At 71.5% G+C, this 20,583-nt stretch carries 17 protein-coding genes and 1 other RNA gene; 9 read left to right on the plus strand and 9 right to left on the minus strand.

All coding sequences use genetic code 11. The features are described from left to right. The first annotated feature begins 15 nt into the window (after window positions 1-15). The 3 genes from ftsE to smpB all read left to right on the plus strand — a co-directional run bounded on the left by ftsE (window position 16) and on the right by smpB (window position 2,623). Window positions 16-1,119, plus strand: coding sequence for a cell division ATP-binding protein FtsE (gene ftsE / locus FJ657_RS08715; RefSeq protein ID WP_141163277.1), 1,104 nt, complete (start codon window positions 16-18; stop codon window positions 1,117-1,119). Continuing rightward, window positions 1,116-2,030, plus strand: coding sequence for a permease-like cell division protein FtsX (ftsX, locus tag FJ657_RS08720; protein ID WP_141163278.1), 915 nt, complete (start codon window positions 1,116-1,118; stop codon window positions 2,028-2,030). The genes ftsE and ftsX overlap by 4 nt, the downstream gene beginning before the upstream one ends. Window positions 2,031-2,134: 104 nt before the next feature. After that, window positions 2,135-2,623, plus strand: coding sequence for an SsrA-binding protein SmpB (gene smpB / locus FJ657_RS08725; protein WP_141163279.1), 489 nt, complete (start codon window positions 2,135-2,137; stop codon window positions 2,621-2,623). 23 nt (window positions 2,624-2,646) lie between these two features. Here the strand turns inward: smpB and FJ657_RS08730 are convergent, their stop codons facing one another. Continuing rightward, on the minus strand, window positions 2,647-3,699 hold the full coding sequence (locus FJ657_RS08730; RefSeq protein ID WP_219995890.1) for an LLM class F420-dependent oxidoreductase: 1,053 nt from the start codon (window positions 3,697-3,699) through the stop codon (window positions 2,647-2,649). A 107-nt stretch (window positions 3,700-3,806) separates the two neighbouring features. Between FJ657_RS08730 and FJ657_RS08735 the strand changes: the two genes are divergently transcribed. Both FJ657_RS08735 and FJ657_RS08740 read left to right on the plus strand, forming a co-directional pair. Further along, window positions 3,807-5,393, plus strand: coding sequence for an MFS transporter (locus tag FJ657_RS08735; protein WP_141163280.1), 1,587 nt, complete (start codon window positions 3,807-3,809; stop codon window positions 5,391-5,393). A gap of 2 nt (window positions 5,394-5,395) precedes the next feature. Further along, a complete protein-coding gene (locus FJ657_RS08740) occupies window positions 5,396-6,235 on the plus strand; it encodes a sulfurtransferase (RefSeq protein WP_141163281.1) in 840 nt (279 codons plus the stop codon). Between the two features lie 24 nt (window positions 6,236-6,259). On the opposite strand, the gene FJ657_RS08745 is transcribed toward FJ657_RS08740, so the two are convergent. After that, window positions 6,260-6,943, minus strand: coding sequence for an SIMPL domain-containing protein (locus tag FJ657_RS08745; RefSeq protein ID WP_141163282.1), 684 nt, complete (start codon window positions 6,941-6,943; stop codon window positions 6,260-6,262). A 157-nt stretch (window positions 6,944-7,100) separates the two neighbouring features. Between FJ657_RS08745 and ssrA the strand changes: the two genes are divergently transcribed. Then, window positions 7,101-7,470: a transfer-messenger RNA gene (gene ssrA, locus FJ657_RS08750) on the plus strand. Window positions 7,471-7,572: 102 nt separating this feature from the next. Further along, window positions 7,573-8,523 carry an aldo/keto reductase gene (locus FJ657_RS08755; protein ID WP_141163283.1) on the plus strand — a complete coding sequence of 317 codons (951 nt, stop codon included), beginning with the start codon at window positions 7,573-7,575 and terminating at the stop codon, window positions 8,521-8,523. Window positions 8,524-8,572: 49 nt separating this feature from the next. Here FJ657_RS08755 and FJ657_RS08760 read toward each other — a convergent pair whose 3' ends face one another. The 4 genes from FJ657_RS08760 to aroA form a co-directional block, all read right to left on the minus strand. After that, window positions 8,573-9,595 (minus strand): isopenicillin N synthase family dioxygenase, encoded by a 1,023-nt coding sequence (locus tag FJ657_RS08760; RefSeq protein ID WP_255447230.1) that lies wholly within the window; start codon window positions 9,593-9,595, stop codon window positions 8,573-8,575. A 114-nt stretch (window positions 9,596-9,709) separates the two neighbouring features. Then, on the minus strand, window positions 9,710-10,498 hold the full coding sequence (locus FJ657_RS08765; RefSeq protein ID WP_141163285.1) for an inositol monophosphatase family protein: 789 nt from the start codon (window positions 10,496-10,498) through the stop codon (window positions 9,710-9,712). 37 nt (window positions 10,499-10,535) lie between these two features. Continuing rightward, window positions 10,536-11,579 (minus strand): ribosome small subunit-dependent GTPase A, encoded by a 1,044-nt coding sequence (rsgA, locus tag FJ657_RS08770; RefSeq protein WP_141163286.1) that lies wholly within the window; start codon window positions 11,577-11,579, stop codon window positions 10,536-10,538. Between the two features lie 52 nt (window positions 11,580-11,631). Beyond that, complete coding sequence (aroA, locus tag FJ657_RS08775) at window positions 11,632-13,041, minus strand: 3-phosphoshikimate 1-carboxyvinyltransferase (RefSeq protein WP_141163287.1); 1,410 nt, start codon at window positions 13,039-13,041, stop codon at window positions 11,632-11,634. A gap of 113 nt (window positions 13,042-13,154) precedes the next feature. On the opposite strand from aroA, the gene FJ657_RS08780 reads away from it, so the two are divergent. After that, window positions 13,155-13,940 carry a sigma-70 family RNA polymerase sigma factor gene (locus FJ657_RS08780; RefSeq protein ID WP_181408924.1) on the plus strand — a complete coding sequence of 262 codons (786 nt, stop codon included), beginning with the start codon at window positions 13,155-13,157 and terminating at the stop codon, window positions 13,938-13,940. Next, window positions 13,937-14,170, plus strand: coding sequence for an alpha-ketoglutarate decarboxylase (locus FJ657_RS08785; protein WP_141163288.1), 234 nt, complete (start codon window positions 13,937-13,939; stop codon window positions 14,168-14,170). The genes FJ657_RS08780 and FJ657_RS08785 overlap by 4 nt, the downstream gene beginning before the upstream one ends. Before the next feature lie 35 nt (window positions 14,171-14,205). Here the strand turns inward: FJ657_RS08785 and FJ657_RS08790 are convergent, their stop codons facing one another. The 3 genes from FJ657_RS08790 to FJ657_RS08800 are packed head-to-tail and all read right to left on the minus strand — an operon-like array spanning window position 14,206 to window position 20,407. Next, the gene (locus tag FJ657_RS08790) at window positions 14,206-15,258 is read right to left on the minus strand and encodes a tetratricopeptide repeat protein (protein ID WP_141163289.1); all 1,053 of its coding nucleotides are present in this window, start codon (window positions 15,256-15,258) and stop codon (window positions 14,206-14,208) included. Then, the gene (locus FJ657_RS08795) at window positions 15,255-16,565 is read right to left on the minus strand and encodes an ATP-binding protein (RefSeq protein ID WP_141163290.1); all 1,311 of its coding nucleotides are present in this window, start codon (window positions 16,563-16,565) and stop codon (window positions 15,255-15,257) included. Before FJ657_RS08795 ends, FJ657_RS08790 begins: the two co-directional genes overlap by 4 nt. Window positions 16,566-16,603: 38 nt before the next feature. Next, a complete protein-coding gene (locus tag FJ657_RS08800) occupies window positions 16,604-20,407 on the minus strand; it encodes a multifunctional oxoglutarate decarboxylase/oxoglutarate dehydrogenase thiamine pyrophosphate-binding subunit/dihydrolipoyllysine-residue succinyltransferase subunit (protein ID WP_141163291.1) in 3,804 nt (1,267 codons plus the stop codon). Window positions 20,408-20,583: the final 176 nt, after the last annotated feature.

Genomic DNA, 20,583 nt, shown 5'->3' on the forward strand with positions numbered 1-20,583 from the left:
TAGCCTGAACCCGCCATGATTCGATTCGACGCGGTCACCAAGACCTACCGGGGACAGAAGCGTCCCGCCCTCGACGACGTGAACCTCGAGATCCTCAAGGGCGAGTTCGTCTTCCTCGTCGGGGCCTCGGGCTCCGGCAAGTCGAGCTTCCTGCGCCTCGTGCTGAAGGAGGAGCGCGCCTCGAAGGGGCGCGTCCACGTGCTCGGGCAGACGCTCAACACGCTCTCCAACCGCAAGGTCCCGTACTTCCGCCGCAACCTCGGCGTCGTCTTCCAGGACTTCCGCCTGCTGCACAACAAGACCGTGTTCGACAACGTGGCCTTCACGCTGCAGGTGATCGGCAAGAGCAAGGGCTTCATCCAGGAGGCGGTGCCCGACGTCCTCAAGCTCGTGGGCCTCGCCGGCAAGCAGAACCGGATGCCGCACGAGCTCTCCGGCGGTGAGCAGCAGCGCGTCGCGATCGCGCGCGCCGTCGTCAACAAGCCGGCGATCCTCCTGGCCGACGAGCCGACCGGAAACCTCGACCCGGCGACGAGCGCGGGCATCATGGCCCTGCTCTCGGCGATCAACGCGAACGGCACGACCGTGCTGATGGCGACGCACGATGCCGGCATCGTCGACCAGATGCAGCGTCGCGTGATCGAGCTGGTCGCCGGACGCATCGTGCGTGACGAGCGCGAGGGCGGGTACCAGACGCAGGCCGTGCCGATCCAGGCGCTCGAGCACGATCAGGAGCTCTTCGAGAAGGCGATGACGGGCACGCTCCCGGTCATCTCGGCCGAGGCGGACCCCCGCGTGGATGCGGCAGTCGCCGCGGCCGCGCCGGTCGCCTCCGGCGTCACCGAGGCGCCCGACATCGAGACCCCGTCGACCGCGCCGGCACCGGCGGCCGCGCGCGCGGCCGCGACTCCCGCCGCGGCGCCCGCCCCGGCGGCGACGCCTACCGCCGCGCCCGCCTCCAGCACGGGCGAGCAGCCCGCGGCTCGCCGCGGCGACGCGCCCATGACCGCCGCCGAGGCCCTCGCCGAAGCGGTGTCCCGTGCCACCTCGACCCTGCCCATCCAGCGCGGCAGCAGCGGTGATCGAACGCCGTCGCAGGACGGGGAGGAGGGCCGATGAGACTCGGACTCGTGTTCGCGGAGGTCGGGCAGGGCCTGCGCCGCAACGTCTCGATGGTCGTCAGCGTCGTGCTGGTGACCTTCATCTCGCTGACCTTCGTCGGCACCGCCATGCTCATGCAGCTGCAGATCGGGCAGATGAAGGGCTACTGGTACGACCGCGCCCAGGTGGCGGTCTACCTCTGCACCGACGTCTCGGCCTCGGCCAACTGCGCCCAGCAGGCGGCGACGAAGGAGCAGATCGCCTCGGTCAAGCAGCAGCTCGAGGGCGACACGCTCAGCCCGTACATCAAGAACTTCCGCTTCGAGGATCGCGAGCAGGCGTTCAAGAACTTCAAGCAGCAGTTCAAGGACTCGAACGTCGTCGATCTGGCGACGCCCGACATCCTGCCCGAGGCCTACTGGCTCAACCTCAAGAACCCCGACCAGTCGGATGTCATCATCGACAGCCTGACGAACCAGCCGGGTGTCGACGAGGTCGTCGATCAGCGCACCTACCTCGAGCCGATCTTCGCGATCCTCAACGCGGCCAGCTACTCGGCGATCGGCATCGCAGCGCTCATGCTCGTCGCGGCGGTGCTGCTCATCGCGACCACGATCCGGCTCAGCGCGTTCTCGCGGCGCCGCGAACTCGGCATCATGCGACTCGTGGGCGCGTCGAACCGCTTCATCCAGACGCCGTTCGTGCTCGAGGGCGTGATCGCCGCGCTCGTGGGATCGGTGCTGGCCGGCGGCGCGATCGTGCTGCTCGTGAAGTTCTTCGTGCAGGGCTACCTCGCCGAGCAGCTGTCGGGCACGGCCTTCATCGGCATGGATGCGGCGGCCACCGTCGTGCCCGTGCTCCTGGTCGGCGGGGCGCTGCTCGCAGCGATCGCGTCGAGCGTGGCCATCCGCCGCTACCTGCGCGTGTAGCGGAGCGGGCTCGGGATCCGAGCTTCGGGCTAGACTGACGGGCTGCACTGCGACCGTTCCGGTCGTCGTCGGCATCCCGGTCCGCACGAGCTCAGGAGGCGAGCATGGCCAAGAAGGACGAAGGCACCCGCAACAAGGTGGTCGCCTCGAACCGTCGTGCCCGCCACGACTACCTCATCGAGGACACCTACGAGGCGGGCCTCGTGCTCACCGGCACCGAGGTGAAGTCGCTGCGCGAGGGGCGGGCGTCGCTCGTCGACGGCTACGGCTTCGTCGACGACCGCGGCGAGGCGTGGCTGGATGCGGTGCACATCCCCGAGTACCTCGAGGGCACCTGGAACAACCACGCCCCGCGCCGCAAGCGGAAGCTGCTGCTGCACCGCGCCCAGATCATCAAGATCACGCACAAGACGAAGGAGGGCGGCTACACGCTGGTGCCGCTCTCGATCTACTTCAGCGAGGGCCGCGCGAAGGTCGAGCTCGCGGTCGCGAAGGGCAAGCGCGAGTACGACAAGCGGCAGACCCTGCGCGAGCGTCAGGACCGCCGCGAGGCCGAGCGCGCGATCTCGAGCCGCAGGCACCTCGGCGAGTAGCGTCTCGCCGACGCCCGGCGCGTCTACCGCGCGTCGATGAGCGCCCGCAGGGCCTCGAGCTGCTGGATGCGTCCGCCCAGGTCGGGGGCAATCGGCTGCGCGGTCAGGGTGGTCACGCCCGAGTCGACCAGGGCGTCGAGGCGCTCGCGCACGTGCGACTCGGTGCCGATCAGCGAGGTGCCGAGCAGCAGCTCCTCGGGCACCGCCTCGGCGGCGGCCTTCTTCTCGCCGGCCAGGTAGAGCTCCTGGATGCGCTCGGCTTCGTCGACGAAGCCGTAGCGGCGGGCGAGGTCGTTGTAGAAGTTCGCGCCCTTCGCGCCCATGCCGCCGACGTAGAGCGCGACGCGGTCGCGGTAGATCTCGAGCGCCTGGTCGGTGTCGTCGGCGATGAGCACCGGCGCCTGCGCCTGCACATCCAGCTCGCCGAGTTCGTCGGGCCGTCGTGCGAATCCGGCGTCGAGCGCGTCACCCCAGGCGAGGTGAGCTCGCCCGGGGAAGTAGAAGAGCGGGATCCAGCTCTCGGCGATCTCCGCCGCCTGCGCGACGGCCTTCGGCGTGAGCGCGGCGATCGCGATCGGGATGCGCGCCCGGCGGGGGTGGTTGATGAGCTTGAGCGGCTTGCCGAGTCCGGTGCCCTGGTCGGCGGGCAGCGGGATGGGGTGGTTCGGGCTGTCGGAGACGACGGGCTCGCGACGCCACAGCGCACGGCACACGTCGACGGTCTCGCGCAGCCGGGCGAGAGGGCGGTGGAAGGGAACGCCGTGGAAGCCCTCGATGACCTGCGGTCCCGACGATCCGAGCCCCAGCTCGAAGCGGCCGCCGCTCACGTCGTCGAGGCCGGCGGCGGTCATCCCGATCATCGTGGGCGTGCGCGAGAACAGCGGCATGATGCCCGAGGCCAGGGTGACCCGGCTCGTGACGGCGGCGAGGTACCCGAGGCGGCTGACCGCGTCGAAGCTGTAGGCCTCGGCGGCGGCGACGACATCCACCCCGACCCTCTCGGCCTCCACCACCTCGGCGGCGATGTCGCGGAAGTCGTCGGAGTAGTCGGCCACGATGCCGAGACGCAGAGTCATGGGGCCACGCTACGACAGAGCCCCCGGTCGAGCCGAGCTTCGGGCGGGCTGTGTGTGCGACCGCACAAGCCGGTGCCCGCTGCGGCCCCGGTTCTAGGCTGGATGCGATGAGCGAGCCCGACGCGATCTCCCGCCCCGACAGCCCGCCCGCATCCCCGTGGCGCGCCTTCGCGGTCTGCGTCTCGGTCGCGGCGCTGACGATCCTCGACCTCTCGAAGGTGAACGTCGGCCTGCCGTCGATCGAGAAGGCGCTCGACGCCGGGCCGACCTCGCTGCAGCTCATCGTCGCCGGCTACGCGCTCGCCTTCGGCCTCGTGCTCGTGCCGTCGGGCCGCCTCGGCGACCTGAAGTCGCGGCGCACGATGTTCCTCGTCGGTCTCACGCTGTTCGCGCTCGCGAGCCTCGCCTGCGCGCTCGTGCCGTCGATCGAGCTGCTCGTGGTGGCGCGCATCATCCAGGGCATCGCCGCCGGCATCCAGATGCCGCAGGTGCTCGGGCTCGTGCAGCAGCTGTTCGTCGGCCCGGATCGCGGGCGCGCCTTCGGTCTCTTCGGCGCGATCATCGGGCTCTCGACCGCGCTCGGGCCGACCCTCGGCGGGCTGCTGATCCTGATCGGCGGCGACGAGAACGGGTGGCGGCTGCTGTTCTGGATGAACGTGCCTCTCGCCGTGATCCTCTTCGTGCTCGCCTGGCGGCTGCTGCCGCGTCGTCAGCGCAGCGCCTCGTCCGCGTCGTCGACGCTCGACCCGGTCGGCATCCTGCTGCTCGGCGTCAGCGTGCTCGCGCTGATGCTGCCGTTCGTGCTCACGACGGGCAAGGACGACCCGCCCGCGCGCTGGCTCATCCTCATCGTGTTCGCGCTCGCCTTCGCGGCCTTCGTTCTGTGGGAGCGGCGCTACCGCGCCCGGGGCAAGACGCCGGTGATCGACTTCGGACTGTTCCGTCGCGCGAGCTTCCGCAACGGCACCCTCATCGCCGCGGCCTACTTCGCGGCCATGCCGGCGACCTTCCTGACCGTCACGCTGTTCCTGCAGCAGGGCCTGGAGCTGAAGCCCGTCTTCGCGGGCATGATCACGATCCCCTTCGCGATCGCCTCGGCGTTCAGCGCCTGGATCAGCGGTCGTCTCGTCGGCCGCATCGGGCGTCCGCTCGTGCTCGGTGGGCTCGTGATCGTGGTGATCGGGTTCGTCGGCCAGATCACGCTCGCGGTGCTGCTGCCGCCCGAGCTCGCGCCGTTCGGGATGGCCGCCGCGCTGTTCGTGGCGGGCATCGGCGGCGGTGCGGTCATCTCGCCGAATCAGACGCTCACGCTCGCCGAGGTGCCGGTGGCCGAGGGCGGCGTCGCCGGGTCGATCGGCCAGCTCGGACAGCGTGTCGGCACCGCGATCGGGCTCGCGACCGGCACGGCCGTGTTCTACGCGATCATCGCGGGCGAGAGCGGGGCCCGCATCGAGGTGTACCACGACGCCTACCGCTCGGTGGGCTTCGTGACGGTCGGCTTCGTCGTGCTGGCGCTGATCTTCGCGATCGCCGACCAGGTCTCGCGCGCGCGATCCCGGGTCCGGGATGCCGCCGAGATCGACGGCGATGGCGACGTTCAGCGCGCCGACAGCGCGAGCACAGGATCGACGCGGGAGGATTCTCGTGCCGGAGCCGCGACGACGTCGCCGCTGCGCGAACCAGGGGAGGAGTGACGATGGCGTCACCGCTGATCGAGGCCGAGGAACTGCTCGAGAGGCTGCGCTCCGGGCGCGCCCCGGTGATCGTGGATGCGCGCTGGCAGCTCGGCGCCCACGACGGGCACGAGCGCTACCTGGGCGGGCACATCCCCGGAGCCCTCTTCGTCGACCTGGAGACCGACCTCGCCGACCCGCCGTCGCCTGAGCGCGGCCGGCACCCGCTGCCCACGCGCGAGCGCTTCCAGGCGCTGCTGCGCCGGCTCGGCGTCGACGCCGGCGACGACATCGTGGTCTACGACCAGGCGCACGGCGTCTCGGCGGCGCGGATGTGGTGGATGCTGCGCAACGCCGGCATCCCCACCGCGCGTGTGCTCGATGGCGGGCTGCGCGCGTGGGGCGAGGCGGGCGGTCGGCTCGAGGGTGGCGAGGGCACGCTGCCGGACGACGGCACGATCGAGATCGGCTGGGATCGCATGCCCCAGCTGACGATCGACGAGGCCGCGGCGTTCCCCGAGCGCGGCGTGCTGCTCGATGCGCGCGCCCCCGAGCGCTTCCGCGGCGAGCAGGAGCCGGTCGATCCGCGCGCCGGTCACATCCCGGGCGCGCTGTCGTCGCCGACCGCCGGCAACCTCGACGAGAACGCCCGCTTCCTCGGCTCCGACCGTCTCGTGGCGCGCTTCGACGCGATCGGCGCGACCGAGGATGCGGAGATCGGCGTCTACTGCGGATCCGGTGTCACGGCCGCGCACGTGGTGCTCGCGCTCGAGCTCGCCGGGCGTCGAGGGGCGCTGTTCCCCGGGTCGTGGTCGCAGTGGTCGAACGACCCGGAGCGTCCGGTCGCGACCGGCGCGGCCTGAGCCGGGAGGCCGACGCGGCGGTCGTCAGCTCGCGCTGAGCCGCACATCCACCTGGGCGACGATGCGGATGCGCTCGGGCACCAGATCGAAGCCGGCGGCGCCCCCTGCGCTGTCGGCCACGGCCCGCGCCATCCGCGGCACCGCCCCGCCGGGGAACACGCCCCCGGCCCCGGTCGCGCCGCCGGCGGCGAGCATCCCGGCGTCGGCGATCGCGACGGGGACGACCGTGCTGAGCCCGGCGGCGCGGGCGTAGATCTCGCCCTTGGCGACGGCGGCTCGCACGGCGGCCGTCTGCGCCTCGGCGAGGGCGGCGCGCCGCGTCTCGCCGGAGAGGTCCCAGCTGATGCCGGAGATCTGCACGCCCTCCACGTCGGCGAGCGCGTTCACGACGGAGGTCAGAGCGTCGCGGTCGCGGAACCGGGCCTGCACGCCGACGTTCGCGGCATGCACGAGCGGCAGCTGCTTGCCCTGGTTGTTCCAGGGGCGCTGCGCGCTCACGTTCACGCGATCCGCCGACCAGCGCGTCACCGCCCCCGAAGCGTGCAGCGGCTCGATCGTCGCCGCCACGCGATCGGCCAGCTCGGTCGCGCGGCGCAGGACCTCGTCGCGGCGCGGACCGTCGAAGGAGATCGCGATCTCGAGCGTGGCCCGCTCCGCCTCGAACCAGGTCTCGTGCTCGCCCTGCACCGTGATCGTGACGTCGCTCATGGGGTCATCCTCGCACCGACCGTGCGGATGTCCGCAGTGTGCGCTTAGACTGGGAGGCCGCTCGGTTCCCGGGCGGACTTGGCAACTCCACAGCGCGCGACATGGCCCGCAGCATCCGCTCTCTCGATCGCTCGAGACGGCGGTGGTTGTGCGGCACGGGGATGATCGGTTTCGACATTGCCTGTGACCCTGCGAGAAGCGGGCCGAGGATGCGGGGTTATCTCGTTAACGCTCTCCGCAACCTATAGGTGCCAATTCCAAGCGCACCGACTTCGCCCTCGCTGCCTAAGCAGGGTTGAAAGTCCGTCAGACCGGGTTCGCCTTCGCCCCGGACCCTGGCGTCAGCTAGAGGGCTTGCTGCGGTGTCGTGTCTCAGGGCACCGCGGGACTTGCACTGAGACTGGGCCCGTCGATCTAGGCGTTCGTGACAAAGATCGGGGCCGAGCAGAACGCTTCCACGGACTACGCCCGTAGAAGGCGCAGCCTTGCAGCAGTGGACGGGGGTTCGATTCCCCCCATCTCCACCACCGGTCGTGTCGCGCGTTGTGGGGTTCGCCGGCTTCTCCGTGCCGCGGCCGTCTGCGCCGCCGTCGCGCTGTCGCCGTCGCACCCTGACGTCTGGATCTGTCGTGACCGAACCCGCCTCCGCCGTCGACCGTCTGGGGCTCGGCCTCGCAGCGCTCGGCCGCCCCGCGTACATCACCGTGCACCGTGACGCGGATCTCGGCGACCCGGAGCACCGCACGGTCGAGTGGATGCGCGCACACGCTCACGACCTGCTCGACGCCGCCTGGGACGCCGGTGTCCGCTATTTCGACGCCGCGCGCTCGTACGGCCGGGCCGAGGAGTTCCTGGGTGCGTGGCTGACCGCGCATCCGGGTCGGCGCGAGGAGCTGACGATCGGGTCGAAGTGGGGCTACGCCTACGTCGGCGACTGGCGGATGGATGCGGCGGTGCACGAGCGCAAGGAGCACAGCCTCGCGCAGTTCGAGCGGCAGTGGCCCGAGACCCTCGAAGCGCTCGGCGACGCGCCGGACGTGTACCTGATCCACTCGCTGACGCCCGACAGCCCCGCGCTCGACGACGCCCCGCTGCTGGACCGGCTGCGCGAGCTCGCCGACGAGGGCGTGCTGATCGGCTTCTCGACGAGCGGCGCCGAGCAGGGCGCCGTGATCGATCGCGCGCTCGCCCTGCCCGATTCGCCGTTCAGCGCCGTGCAGTCGACGTGGAACCTGCTGGAGCCCTCGGCCGGCCCGGCGCTGTCGCGGGCTCACGACGCGGGGTGGCTCGTCGTCGTGAAGGAATCGCTCGCGAACGGGCGCCTCGCCCCGGGCGCGGCGCCGGCGACTCTCGTAAACGCGGCCGACGCGGCCGGTCTCTCGGCCGACGGGGTCGCTCTCGGGGCGGTGCTCGGCGAGAGCTGGGCCGACATCGTGCTGCTCGGTGCCGTGACCCGCGAGCAGCTCGCTCAGAACGTGCGCGCGACGCCGCTGGATCCGGCGACGATCTCGTTCGGCACCGACCTCACGCAGGCTCCCGCCGACTACTGGGCCGCACGCTCGGCGCTCAGCTGGGGCTGAGCGCCTGCCCGGTCGGCGTCGCCGACCGCAGTTCGTCGCGCCGCCGGGCTCAGGCGGACGCCGCCGCGCGCGCCGCCACCAGGTCGGGGTGGTGAACCTCGGCGACGTTCGGGTGGGCGCGGAGGCGGTAGCGCAGCACGTTCTCGCCGTAGACCTCGAGGATCTTCGAGTTCTCGGGGTCGGCGGTCACGCCGCGCACCTCGGCGGCGAGCTCGGGCGGCAGCGTGAGCTGCGGCATACGCGCGTCGAGGGCGGGATTGAAGAAGAACGGAACCGAGATACGGTCGGTGCCCTCGGCGGGGGAGAACACCCGGTGCAGCGTCGCGCGCAGGTAGCCCTCGCTCGCGAGCTCGAACATCTCGCCGATGTTCACGACGAAGGCGCCGGGCAGAGCCGGGGCGTCGATCCACTCGCCCTCGTGCTCGACCTGCAGGCCCTCCTTGCCCGGCTCGACCAGCAGCAGGGTCAGCACGCCGCCGTCGCGGTGCTCGCCGACGCCCTGGCCCTCGCGTCCGGCGGGGCTGCCGGGGTAGCGCACGATCTTCAGCAGCGGGTAGGCGTCATCGGCGCCGAAGGCCGCGTCGAAGGAGTCCTCGGGGGCTCCGAGAGCGACGGCCCAGGTGCGCAGCAGGCGACGCGACAGGTCGCTCAGCTCGGCGATCCAGCGCTCGATGACCGGTCGCAGCTCGGGCAGGGCGGTCGGCCACAGGTTCGGGCCCTGCAGGCGCCAGAAGTCCTCGTCGCCCTCGGCGACGGGGCGCTCGGCGCCGATGTCGGTCTGCTCGCGCCAGTCGACACGGCCGACCGTCAGCTCCTTGCCGACGCGGGTGTAGCCGCGGAACTGCGCGCTGTGGATGTTCTCGATCTCGAGCTTGGCCTCGTCGGGCAACTCGAAGAAGCGACGCGACAGGGCGAGCACGTCGTCGATGAGCTGCTGCTCGATGCCGTGGCCGACGAGATAGAAGAATCCGACGTCGCGCGTCACCTGGCGCAGTTCGGCGCGGAAGGCGTCGGCCTGCTCCGCTCCGGCGTCGAGGCGGGACAGGTCGAGGATGGGGAGCGATTCGAGCACGTACTCATAATGCACGGTTCTGGCACCTATAGGCGACCGTGTTACCTGGCGACGCGCCGACGACTCGCCTCGTCCGATCGGTCGACCCGGCATCCGGACCGCCGCCCGGCCCCGTCAGCGCGCCGTGATCGCGAGCACCGCGTCGTGGATGCGGCCGTTCGTCGCCAGCGCGCTGCCGGCGCTCAGCGTGTCCTCGCCGTCGAGCGACGTGAAGCGACCGCCCGCCTCGCGCACGATCGGCGCGATCGGGGCGAGGTCCCAGGGCTTGAGGTCGTACTCGCCGGCCATGTCGACGGCGCCCTCGGCGACGAGCATGTACGACCAGATGTCGCCGATCGCGCGACTGCGCCAGACCGCGCGATTGAGCGCCGTGAGCTGCTCGAGGCGGCCCTCGGCATCCCACCCCTGGAAGGAGTTGTAGCTGATGTTGGACTCGCCGAGCGTCGCGACGTCGCTGACCCGGATGCGCCGCGGCGCCTCGTCCTGCTGCTGCACGAAGGCGCCGTGACCGGTCGCGCCCCACCAGCGGCGACCGAGGGCGGGAGAGCTCACCACGCCGACCTGGGGCACCCCGTCGACCACGAGCGCGATCAGGGTTCCCCAGATCGGCACGCCGCGCAGGAAGTTCGCGGTGCCGTCGATCGGGTCGATGACCCAGACGCGGCCGTCGCCGAGTTCGCCGCCGAACTCCTCGCCGAAGATCGCGTCGCCCGGACGCACGGCCTCGAGCTGCTCGCGGATGACCTTCTCGACGCGGGTGTCGGCGTCGGTGACGTGCGTGCGGTCGGCTTTCAGGGTGACGTCGAGGTCGGCGGCGCGATAGCGGGCGAGCGAGACGAGGTCGGCTTCGGCGGCGAGCGAGAGCGCGACGGCGAGGTCGTCGGCGAGGCTGTAGTCGGTCATGCGGTCAGGCTATCGGCGCGGGGTGAACCGCCGGTGCTCACTCCGCGCGGGAGACGCCGGGGCGCAGCGTGCCGAGCAGTCGCCGCATCGAGTCGACGCGCTCGGGCGTCAGCCGTCCGTCCTCGACCGCATCATCCAGCGCGCAGTCGGGCGCGTCGGCGAGGTGGGTGCAGCCGCGCGGGCACTCCTCAGCCACCTCGGCGAGGTCGCTGAAGCCGCGGATGACGTTGTCGGGATCGACGTGACCGAGGCCGAAGGAGCGCACACCGGGCGTGTCGATGATCCAGCCGCCGTCGGGCAGCCGCAGCGAGACCGTCGACGACGAGGTGTGCCGTCCACGGCCCGTGACCGCGTTGACGACCCCGGTCGCCCGGCCCGCGCCGGGCACGAGCTCGTTGACGAGCGTCGACTTGCCGACGCCGGAATGCCCGACCGCCACGGTGCCGCGGTCGCGCAGCACCTCGACGAGCTCGGCGATCGGCGCTTCGCCCTTCGCGCTCGTGAAGACGGGCAGATCGAGTCCGTCGAAGTTCGCCAGGAACGGCGCCGGGTCGGCGAGGTCGGTCTTCGTCACGACCAGCATCGGGCGGATGCCGGCGTCGTAGGCCGCGACCAGATAGCGGTCGACGAGGCGGGCGCGCGGCTCGGGGTTCGCGGCGGCGACGACGATGAGCAGCTGCTCGGCGTTCGCGACGACGACGCGCTCGACGGCGTCCGTGTCGTCGGCGCTGCGCCGCAGCAGCGTGCGGCGGGGGCGGATGCGCACGATGCGCGCCAGTGTGCCCTCGTCGCCGGAGGTGTCGCCCACGACATCCACCTCGTCGCCCGTGACGATCGCGGCCTTGCGCAGTTCGCGGGCGCGGGTGCAGGTGATCTCACGCTCATGGTCGCCGTCTTCGTCGACGAGCACGCCGTAGCGTCCGCGGTCGACCGTGATGACGCGACCGATCGCGGCGTCGGCGTGCTCGGGGCGGCGCTTGGTGCGCGGGCGGTTCGCCTTCGGGTTCGGGCGCGCACGGTAGGCGGAGTCGTCCCAGGCGTCGAGCGCGTCGTCGTCCTCGTCGGGCGGCAGCCAGCTCATCCGGCCGCTCCCGCCGTCGGGGCGCCCGGAGCCGCCGGGATCGTCGCGGCGATCAGAGCAGCCCCGCCGGATTCGGCGCGGACGCGGAGCGCAGGCCGAGCATCCGCTCCCACAGCTCGGGGAACTGCGGCAGCGTCTTCGCGGTCGCGCCGATGTCGTCGACCGTCACGCCGGGGACGGCCAGGCCGACGATGGCCCCGGCCGTCGCGATGCGGTGATCGTCGAAGGCGCGCCACGGGCCGGCGTGCAGCGGCTGAGCGCGGAACGCGAGCCCGTCGTCGATCTCGGTCACCTGGCCGCCGAGGTCGGCGAACAGCGCCGCGAGAGCCGCGAGGCGGTCGGTCTCGTGTCCGCGGAGGTGTGCGATGCCGGTGATCGACGAGGCGCCGTCGGCGAAAGCCGCCAGCGCCGCGATCGAGGGGGCGAGCTCGCCGCCCTCGCTGAGATCGAGGTCGACCGCGGGCACGCGCGCGCCGCCGAGCACGCCGACGCCGCCGTCGACGGTCAGGCTCGAACCCGCGCGGTGCACGGCGGCGCCGTAGCGCGGCAGGATCTCGGCCAGGTGGTCGCCGACCTGCGTGGTGGAGGCCGGCCAGCCGTCGATCGTGACGGTGCCGCCGGCGACGAGCGCGGCGACGAGGAACGGGGCCGCGTTCGAGAGGTCGGGCTCGATGTCGACGTCGAGCGCGTGGATGGGCGCGTTCGGCACGATCCAGACGCCCGGCTCGGGCGAGGTCACCTGGACGCCCCGGGCCGCGAGCGTCGCGATCGTCATCTCGATGTGCGGCATGCTCGGCAGACGCTCGCCCGTGTGGCGTAGCGTGAGGCCCTGCTCGAAGCGCGGGGCCGCGAGCAGCAGGCCCGAGACGAACTGGCTCGACGCCGAGGCGTCGATCTCGAGCTCGCCACCCTCGATGCGACCCGTGCCGTGCACCGTGAAAGGCAGCGCGCCGCGGCCCTCGTCGGCCACGTCGACGCCGAGCGCTCGCAGCGAGTCGATCGTCGTGCGCATGGGGCGCTTGCGGGCGTGAGGGTCGCCATCGAAGACGACCGGGCCGAGAGCGAGCGCCGCGAGCGGCGGGACGAAGCGCATGACCGTGCCGGCGAGGCCGCAGTCGATCGAGCTCGAGCCGCTCAGCTCGTCCGGGGGAGTGATGCGCAGATCCGGCCCGAAGTCGCCGTCGCCGGGCACCTCGTCGATCTGCACCCCGAGCTCGCGCAGCGCCTCGATCATCAGCGCCGAGTCGCGCGAGTGCAGAGGACGCCGCAGCAGCGAGGGGCCGTCGGCGAGAGCGGCGAGTACGAGCTCGCGGTTCGTCAGGCTCTTCGACCCCGGCAGCGTGAGCCGGGCATCCAGCGGACCGGTCGCCGTCGGCGCCGCCCAGGGGCCGGGCTCCGGCTGCTCGGGGGCGCGGTCGCCGTAGGGATCGAAGTCGGGCGCGGAATAGGTGGAGAGCTGCATCGGTTCACCAGGATATCGCCCGCCATCCCGGGCGAGGAGGAGCGCCCGTGGCTGTACTCGAAGCCCCCCGCCCGACCCGAGTGCTCGGGCGTGCGGAAGTAGACTCGTCGCCGATGAACAGGGACGACTCAGAACTCGTCGACGACGAGCTCGACAGCGACTTCTCCGACGACGCGGCGGAGCAGCCGGGCGACGTCGATCGCGATGACGCGACGACGACGACCGATGGCGACGCGACGGCGGAGACCGAGCACGACGACGACCTCGCCGGCGTCGACGAAGACCTCAACGGACGGCTGCGCAGCGCGCTCCCGCCCGAGGAGCTGCGTCGGCTGTTCGAAGAGCAGGCGCTGCCCTTCATGGACCAGCTCTATGCCGCGGCGCTGCGGATGACGCGCAACCCGGCCGACGCCGGCGACCTCGTGCAGGAGACCTTCGTCAAGGCGTTCAGCGCCTTCGCGCAGTTCCGCCAGGGCACGAACCTCAAGGCGTGGCTCTACCGCATCCTCACCAACACCTTCATCAACAGCTACCGCAAGAGCCAGCGGCAGCCGTACCAGAACGCGATCGACGAGCTCGAGGACTGGCAGCTCGGCTCGGCCGAATCGCTCACGCAGGGTCGCACCACCCGCTCGGCCGAGGCCGAGGCGATCGATCATCTGCCCGACAGCGACGTCAAAGAGGCGCTGCAGTCGATCCCGGAGGACTTCCGCATGGCCGTCTACCTCGCCGACGTCGAGGGATTCGCCTACCAGGAGATCGCCGACATCATGAAGACCCCGGTCGGCACCGTCATGAGCCGACTGCACCGTGGACGCCGCCTGCTGCGCGAGCGTCTCGCCGACTACGCACGCGACCGCGGATTCGTCGTCGCTGACACCCCGAGGAGAGGACGATGACCGACTGCGGTTGCGACAAAGCGAAGGCGGAGCTCGAGGAGTTCCTGCACCGTGAGCTGAGCGATGACGACTTCAAGGACGTCTCGGAGCACCTGGCGGGATGCGTCGAGTGCGAGACCGAGGCAGCTGTCGGGCTGACGCTCATGCAGAGAGTGCGCAGCGCCTGCCAGGAGAAGGCTCCGGAGGAGCTGCGCGAGTCGATCCTCGCGCGTCTCAACGCACACGTCTGAGCGTCCGTCGCCCGGCGCTCACGGCGCCCGGCGGCTCACGCGCTGAGGGCCTCGCGGCGCCGTCGCTGTCGACGACGCCGCACGACGCCGAGGATGACGCTCGTGAGCACGAGCGAGCCGCCGACGCCGATCGCCCAGGGCCATGCCATCGGCGGCAGCGCGCCGCTGACCAGCAGCGCGAGCAGCGCGCCGCCCATCAGCACCACCCACGCGGCCAGCAGACGATCGGCGTGCAGCACGAGCTTCGCCAACGGACGGAACCGCGAGCCGAGGCGCCGACGGGCGCGCACGGCGAGGAACACGGTGCCGCCGAGCGCGGACAGTCCGAGCAGGATGAGCAGAACCCGGGCCGCGTCCCGCGGCAGATCGCCGAAGCGCAGCACCTGCACGGCGAGGAACAGCCCGAAGAAGATCACGGCGTGCGCCTGCGTGACGAGGTTGCCGAGAGCGACCAGGAGGTTGTGGCGGGCGAGGCCGCCGGCCGCATCCACCGCGCTCAGGCGCGACAGCTCGAGTGCGGCGCCGGCCGGATCGCGCTGCAGCTGCACGACCGCGAGATTGTGCTGTGCGCCCTCGTCGTGCGGGTCGAGGGCGAGAACCGCGCGGTACTCGTGCTCGGCGGCCCGCCAGTTCTGCCGTTCGAGGTAGGCGTTCCCGAGCACGAAATGCGCCTGCGGCTCGTTCGGCGCGAGCGAGCAGGCCGTCGTGCCGGCCTGGATGGCCATGTCGCGCCGGCTCGGGATCTCGGTCGCGATCACGGCGACCGTCGCGTGGCTCGCCCATTCCTGAGGTGCGAGATCGGCGCAGCGGATCGCCGACTCGAGCGCCTCGCGGTGCCGCCCGGTTCCGGCCTGCGCGTGGGCGAGCACGCGCCACGCGTCGGCGTCATCGGGCACGCGCGACACCGCCGTCTGCGCCATCCGCAGCGCCTCTTCGGCGCGGCCGGTCTGCCGGTACGCGTCGGCCGCGACGAGCATCGCCCACGGATCGTCGGGGAACTCGCGCAGGTGCGCGCCGATCTCCTGCAGGGCGTCGTGCGGACGACCGGCCGCGAGCAGCGCCTGCGCGCGGTCGAGGCGGTCGCTCACAGGCGCTTCGACTTCTTGAGGTAGCCGCGCAGCTCGTCGAAGGTGCCGTCGTCGTCGCCGAACAGGACGACGTTGCGCGCCGCATCCAGCCAGGCTCCTGTCGACGGCCGCACCTCGCGCAGCGCCGCCACCAGGTCGGGCATGCCGATCATCCGGGCCGTGCCCGTGCGAACGCTGTCGAGCAGAGCCCGCTCGGCGGCGAGCTCGGTGGCGTAGGCGATGTCGGCGCCCGTGAGTCCGTCGGAGCGGCGCGCGAGCTCGCCGAGATCGATCGCCTCGACGGGGCGGTCACGCAGGTGCACGCGGAACACGGCCTCCCGCGCATCCTGGTCGGGCGGCAGCACGAGAAGCGTGCGGTCGAGGCGCCCCGGGCGGCGTAGCGCGGGGTCGATGTCCCACGGCTGGTTCGTCGCCGCGAGCACGAAGACGCCCTCGTTGTCGGCGCCGATGCTGTCGAGCTCCTGCAGCAGCTGCACGACGATGTTGCGCATGCCGCTGTGCCGCGTCTGCGTGCGGCGCACGCCCAGCGCATCGAGCTCGTCGAGGAACACGACGCAGGGCGCGTTGCGGCGCGCGAGCTCGAACAGCTCGTGCAGGTTGCGCTCGCTCGTGCCCAGGTACTGGTCGAGGATGTCGGCGACGCCGGCCGAGATGAACGACGCGCCGAGCTCGCCGGCGACCGCGCGGGCGAGGAACGTCTTGCCGCACCCCGGCGGACCGTAGAGCAGCAGGCCGCCGCGCAGGCTCTTGCCGTAGAGCCGGCGCAGCTCCTCGTTCTGCATCGGCGCCAGGAAGGCGGCGTTCAGGCGCTCCTTGACGTGCTGCATGCCGCCGACGTCGGCGAGGGTGAGCCCGCTGCGTTCGACGTCGAAGGCGGCGGTGTCGGGCGCGTCGCCGTCGTCGCCGACGAACATCGGATCGACGAGTCCGTCGACCTGCGCCTCGGCGGCGGCCCAGTCGAAGTCCGACGCGGCGGCCGACGAGCTCGCGGTCAGCGGGTCTGCGGTGGGGATGGGATCGTCGGAGACGACCGAGTCAGCGTCGGGGGAGGCCTGCCCGCTGTCGGCTGCTCCCTCGTCGAGTTCGTCGTCGGCGCCGTCGACCGACGCCGCGAGAGCCTGCTCGAGCAGCTGCGTCGACTCGGCGTCCGCGGGATCGGCGGCGAGCAGCGTGCTCAGGTGCGCGATCGCCTCGTCGGCGCCGCCGGCCTCGATCAGCGTGCGCGCCAGGTGCCGGCGCAGGGCGCGGTCATCGGGGGATGCGGCGACGGCGCGGCGCAGAGACCTCAGGATCAGCTCGTGGTCCATCGTCTCCGCGTCCGCGCCGTCATCCGCGCCCTGTCAGCTCAGTCGAGCTGGAAGGCGCGCTCCACGAACTCGGCCTGCTCGGCCGCGCTGCGCTTCGTCGAGCCCGCGGCCGGCGAGGCCGACGCGGGACGCGAGACCACCCGGATGGGGCGGTCGAGCTGCGGGGCGAGCTCCTGGTTCACGAACGGCCAGGCGCCCTGGTTCTCGGGCTCGTCCTGCACCCACACCAGCTCGGCCGAGGGGTAGCGGGCGATGACCTCGCGCACCTGCTCGGTCGGCAGCGGGTAGAACTGCTCGAGCCGCACGAAGGCGATCTGGTCGCCCGTCTCGCGCTTCTCCGCCTCGGCGATCAGGTCGTAGTGCAGCTTGCCGGCGTGCAGCAGCACGCGCTTGACCGCACCGGAATCCTGGATGCGCGCGTCGTCGATCACCGGCTCGAAACGACCCGAGGTGAACGCCGACACGTCGCTCGTCGCGCCGCGCAGACGCAGCATCGACTTCGGGGTGAAGACGATGAGCGGACGGCGCGGACGGGCGTAGGCCTGACGGCGCAGCAGGTGGAAGTAGGACGCCGGCGTCGACGGACGCGCGATCGTCATGTTGTCTTCCGCCGCGAGCTGCAGGAAGCGCTCGATGCGCGCCGAGGAGTGGTCGGGTCCCTGGCCCTCGTAGCCGTGGGGGAGCAGCAGCACGACGCTCGAGCGCTGGTTCCACTTCTGCTCGGCGGCCGAGATGAACTCGTCGATCACCGTCTGGGCTCCGTTGACGAAGTCGCCGAACTGCGCCTCCCAGAGCACGAGCGCGTCGGGGCGCTCGACCGAGTAGCCGTACTCGAAGCCGAGGGCCGCGAACTCGCTCAGCAGCGAGTCGTAGATCCAGAACTTCGCCTGGTTGTCGGCGAGGTTGCCGAGCGGCAGCCACTCCTGGCCGTTCTCGCGGTCGTGGAAGACCGCCTGGCGCGACGAGAAGGTGCCGCGACGCGCATCCTGGCCGACCAGACGCACCGGGGTGCCCTCGGTCAGCAGCGAGCCGAAGGCGAGCAGCTCGCCGAAGCCCCAGTCGATCCCGCCCTCGCGCGTCATGGTCTGACGCTTCTTGAGCAGCTGCTGCAGCTTCGGGTGCACCGCGAAGCCCTCGGGCGGGCTGACGTGCGCGTCGCCGATCAGCTGCACGACGCTCTCGTCGACGGCGGTCGAGGCGGGCTCGCCGGCGCGGTCGACCTCGTTCTGCTGGGCGCCGGGGCGCTCCAGGTCGCGCTCGGCGGCGCCGTCGCCCGTGATGACCGGCAGGGTGCCGGTCTGGGCGGCGTGCGTCTCGGCGAAGGCGCGCTCGAGGCGGTCCTGGAAGTCCTGGTGCGTCGCCTCGTACTCCTCCTGCGTGATGTCGCCGCGACCGATGAGCGCCTCCATGTAGAGGGTGCGGGTCGAGCGCTTCGCCGAGATGAGGTTGTACATGAGCGGCTGCGTCATCGACGGGTCGTCGCCCTCGTTGTGACCGCGGCGGCGGTAGCAGACGAGGTCGATGACGACGTCGCGCTTGAACTTCTGCCGGTAGTCGAAGGCGATCTCCGCGACGCGGATGACGGCCTCGGGGTCGTCGCCGTTCACGTGGAAGATCGGCGCCTGGATGGTCTTCGCCACGTCGGTCGAGTACAGCGAGCTGCGCGCGTCGAGCGGCGAGGTCGTGAATCCGATCTGGTTGTTGACGACGACGTGCACGGTGCCGCCGGTCTTGTAGGCGCGCAGCTGCGACATCTGCAGGGCCTCGACGACGATGCCCTGACCGGCCATCGACGCGTCGCCGTGAACGAGGATCGGCAGGGTCGAGTACTGGCCGTCGCCCTTGCGGTCCTGCTTGGCGCGCACGACGCCCTCGAGGACGCCGTCGACGACCTCGAGGTGCGAGGGGTTCGCGGCGAGGTACACGGCGACCTCGGAGCCGTCGGCCGCCGTGAAGGTGCCCTCGGTGCCGAGGTGGTACTTCACGTCGCCGGAGCCGTGCTGCATCCGCGGGTCCTGGGTGCCCTCGAATTCGCGGAAGATCTGACCGTAGGTCTTGCCCGCGATGTTGGTGAGCACGTTGAGGCGACCGCGGTGCGCCATGCCGATCGCGACCTCGTCGAGGCCCTCCTCGGCGGCGCCCTGCAGGATCTCGTCGAGCAGCGGGATGAGCGACTCGCCGCCCTCGAGGCTGAAGCGCTTCTGGCCGACGTACTTCGTCTGCAGGAAGGTCTCGAAGGCCTCGGCCTCGTTGAGCTTCGACAGCACGCGGAGCTGTTCGTCGTGGCCGGGCTTCTCGTAGGGGCGCTCGAGGCGCTCCTGGAACCAGCGACGCTGCTCCGGGTCCTGGATGTGCATGTACTCGACGCCGACGGTGCGGCAGTACGAGTCGCGCAGCACGCCGAGGATGTCGCGCAGCAGCGCCGAGCGCTTGCCGCCGAATCCACCGGTCACGAACTCGCGATCGAGGTCCCAGAAGGTCAGCCCGTGCGTCGCGATGTCGAGGTCGGGGTGCGAGCGCTGCTGGTACTCGAGCGGGTCGATGTCGGCCATGAGGTGGCCGCGCACGCGGAAGGAGTTGATGAGCTCCTGCACGCGGCTGGTCTTGCCGACGCGCTCGGAGAGGTCGACGTTGATGTCGGCCGCCCAGTGGATCGGGTCGTAGGGGATGCGCAGCGCGGCGAAGATCTCCTCGTAGAAGTCGTGCTGGCCGATGAGGCGCTCGTGAACCTTCTTGAGGAACTCGCCCGAGCCGGCGCCCTGGATGACGCGGTGGTCGTAGGTCGAGGTCAGCGTGATCGTCTTGCCGATGCCGAGCTCGGCGAGCGTCTTCGGAGCGGAGCCCTGGAACGCGGCCGGGTACTCGAGGGCGCCGGCGCCGATGATGGCGCCCTGCCCCTTCATCAGTCGCGGCACCGAGTGCTCGGTGCCGATGCCGCCCGGGTTGGTCAGCGAGATCGTGACGCCCTGGAAGTCGGCGGCGGTCAGCTTGTTCTTGCGGGCGCGCGAGACGACGTCCTCGTAGGCGGCGATGAACTCGCCGAAGCTCATGGTGTCGGCGCGCTTGATGCCGGGCACCATCAGCGCACGGGTGCCGTCGGGCTTCGGCAGGTCGATCGCGATGCCGAGGTTGATGTGCGCCGGGGCGACGACCGAGGGCTTGCCGTCGACCTCGTCGTAGAAGACGTTCTGACTCGGGAACTCCTCGAGCGCGCGCACCATCGCCCAGGCGATGAGGTGGGTGAAGGAGATCTTGCCGCCGCGGGCGCGACGCAGGTGGTTGTTGATGACGATGCGGTTGTCGATCATCAGCTTCGCCGGGATGGTGCGCACGCTCGTCGCGGTCGGCACCGTGAGGCTGGCGTCCATGTTGGTCGCGATGGTCTTCGCGAGTCCGCGCAGCGGGGTGACGATGTCGGTCGTCTCGGGCTGCTCGGCAGCGGGCGTCGCGGCCGGGGCGTCGGCGGGGATCGGCTGCGGCTTCGGCTGCGTCGAGGTGGTGCGCGAGATCGGGGTGGTGCCGGTGGTCGGCGCCGGCTCGGCCGCGGGGGCGGCGGTCGGGGCGGGCTGCGCGGCGGGGGCCGCCGCCGGCGCCGGGGCGGCCTCGGTCTGAGCCGGGGCCGCGCTCTCGCTCACGATCGGGATCGAGGTCGTCGGCGTCGGGTCGGAGGACGTCGAGGCGGAGGCCTGGGCGTGCCGTGCTTCGAGCACGGGCCACCAGCTCCGATCCACCGACTCCTTGTCGACGAGGTACCGCTCATACAACTCGTCGACGAGCCATTCGTTGGCTCCGAACGCTCCGGATTCGCCCTCCGGAGTAACACCGGTCACGTGGCTCGACACAGCCGACCGCCCACTCTCACTTGTTCGCTGCGAATAGATCAGGTTCCGGTGTGACCGAAGTGCCTCTCGACAGCGGTCGCACCGTCTCCCAGCCTAACGCGCGCGCAGGCCGCGACGACGCCGAGAGCCGGGTGTCGGCCCGATACTTTCGGGGGTTTCTGCGGTTACCGTGAGGG

Source organism: Schumannella soli (genome assembly GCF_006517435.1).
Classification (GTDB): Bacteria; Actinomycetota; Actinomycetes; order Actinomycetales; family Microbacteriaceae; genus Schumannella; species Schumannella soli.

Coding starts and splice junctions, on each gene's coding strand:
- FJ657_RS08745 (WP_141163282.1), bottom strand. CDS start 6,943: ATGAGCGACGTCACGATCACGGTGCAGGGCGAGCACGAGACCTGGTTC.
- FJ657_RS08785 (WP_141163288.1), top strand. CDS start 13,937: ATGACCGACTGCGGTTGCGACAAAGCGAAGGCGGAGCTCGAGGAGTTC.
- smpB (WP_141163279.1), top strand. CDS start 2,135: ATGGCCAAGAAGGACGAAGGCACCCGCAACAAGGTGGTCGCCTCGAAC.
- aroA (WP_141163287.1), bottom strand. CDS start 13,041: ATGCAGCTCTCCACCTATTCCGCGCCCGACTTCGATCCCTACGGCGAC.
- FJ657_RS08740 (WP_141163281.1), top strand. CDS start 5,396: ATGGCGTCACCGCTGATCGAGGCCGAGGAACTGCTCGAGAGGCTGCGC.
- FJ657_RS08730 (WP_219995890.1), bottom strand. CDS start 3,699: ATGACTCTGCGTCTCGGCATCGTGGCCGACTACTCCGACGACTTCCGC.
- FJ657_RS08780 (WP_181408924.1), top strand. CDS start 13,155: ATGAACAGGGACGACTCAGAACTCGTCGACGACGAGCTCGACAGCGAC.
- ftsE (WP_141163277.1), top strand. CDS start 16: ATGATTCGATTCGACGCGGTCACCAAGACCTACCGGGGACAGAAGCGT.
- rsgA (WP_141163286.1), bottom strand. CDS start 11,579: ATGAGCTGGCTGCCGCCCGACGAGGACGACGACGCGCTCGACGCCTGG.
- ftsX (WP_141163278.1), top strand. CDS start 1,116: ATGAGACTCGGACTCGTGTTCGCGGAGGTCGGGCAGGGCCTGCGCCGC.
- FJ657_RS08765 (WP_141163285.1), bottom strand. CDS start 10,498: ATGACCGACTACAGCCTCGCCGACGACCTCGCCGTCGCGCTCTCGCTC.
- FJ657_RS08735 (WP_141163280.1), top strand. CDS start 3,807: ATGAGCGAGCCCGACGCGATCTCCCGCCCCGACAGCCCGCCCGCATCC.
- FJ657_RS08795 (WP_141163290.1), bottom strand. CDS start 16,565: ATGGACCACGAGCTGATCCTGAGGTCTCTGCGCCGCGCCGTCGCCGCA.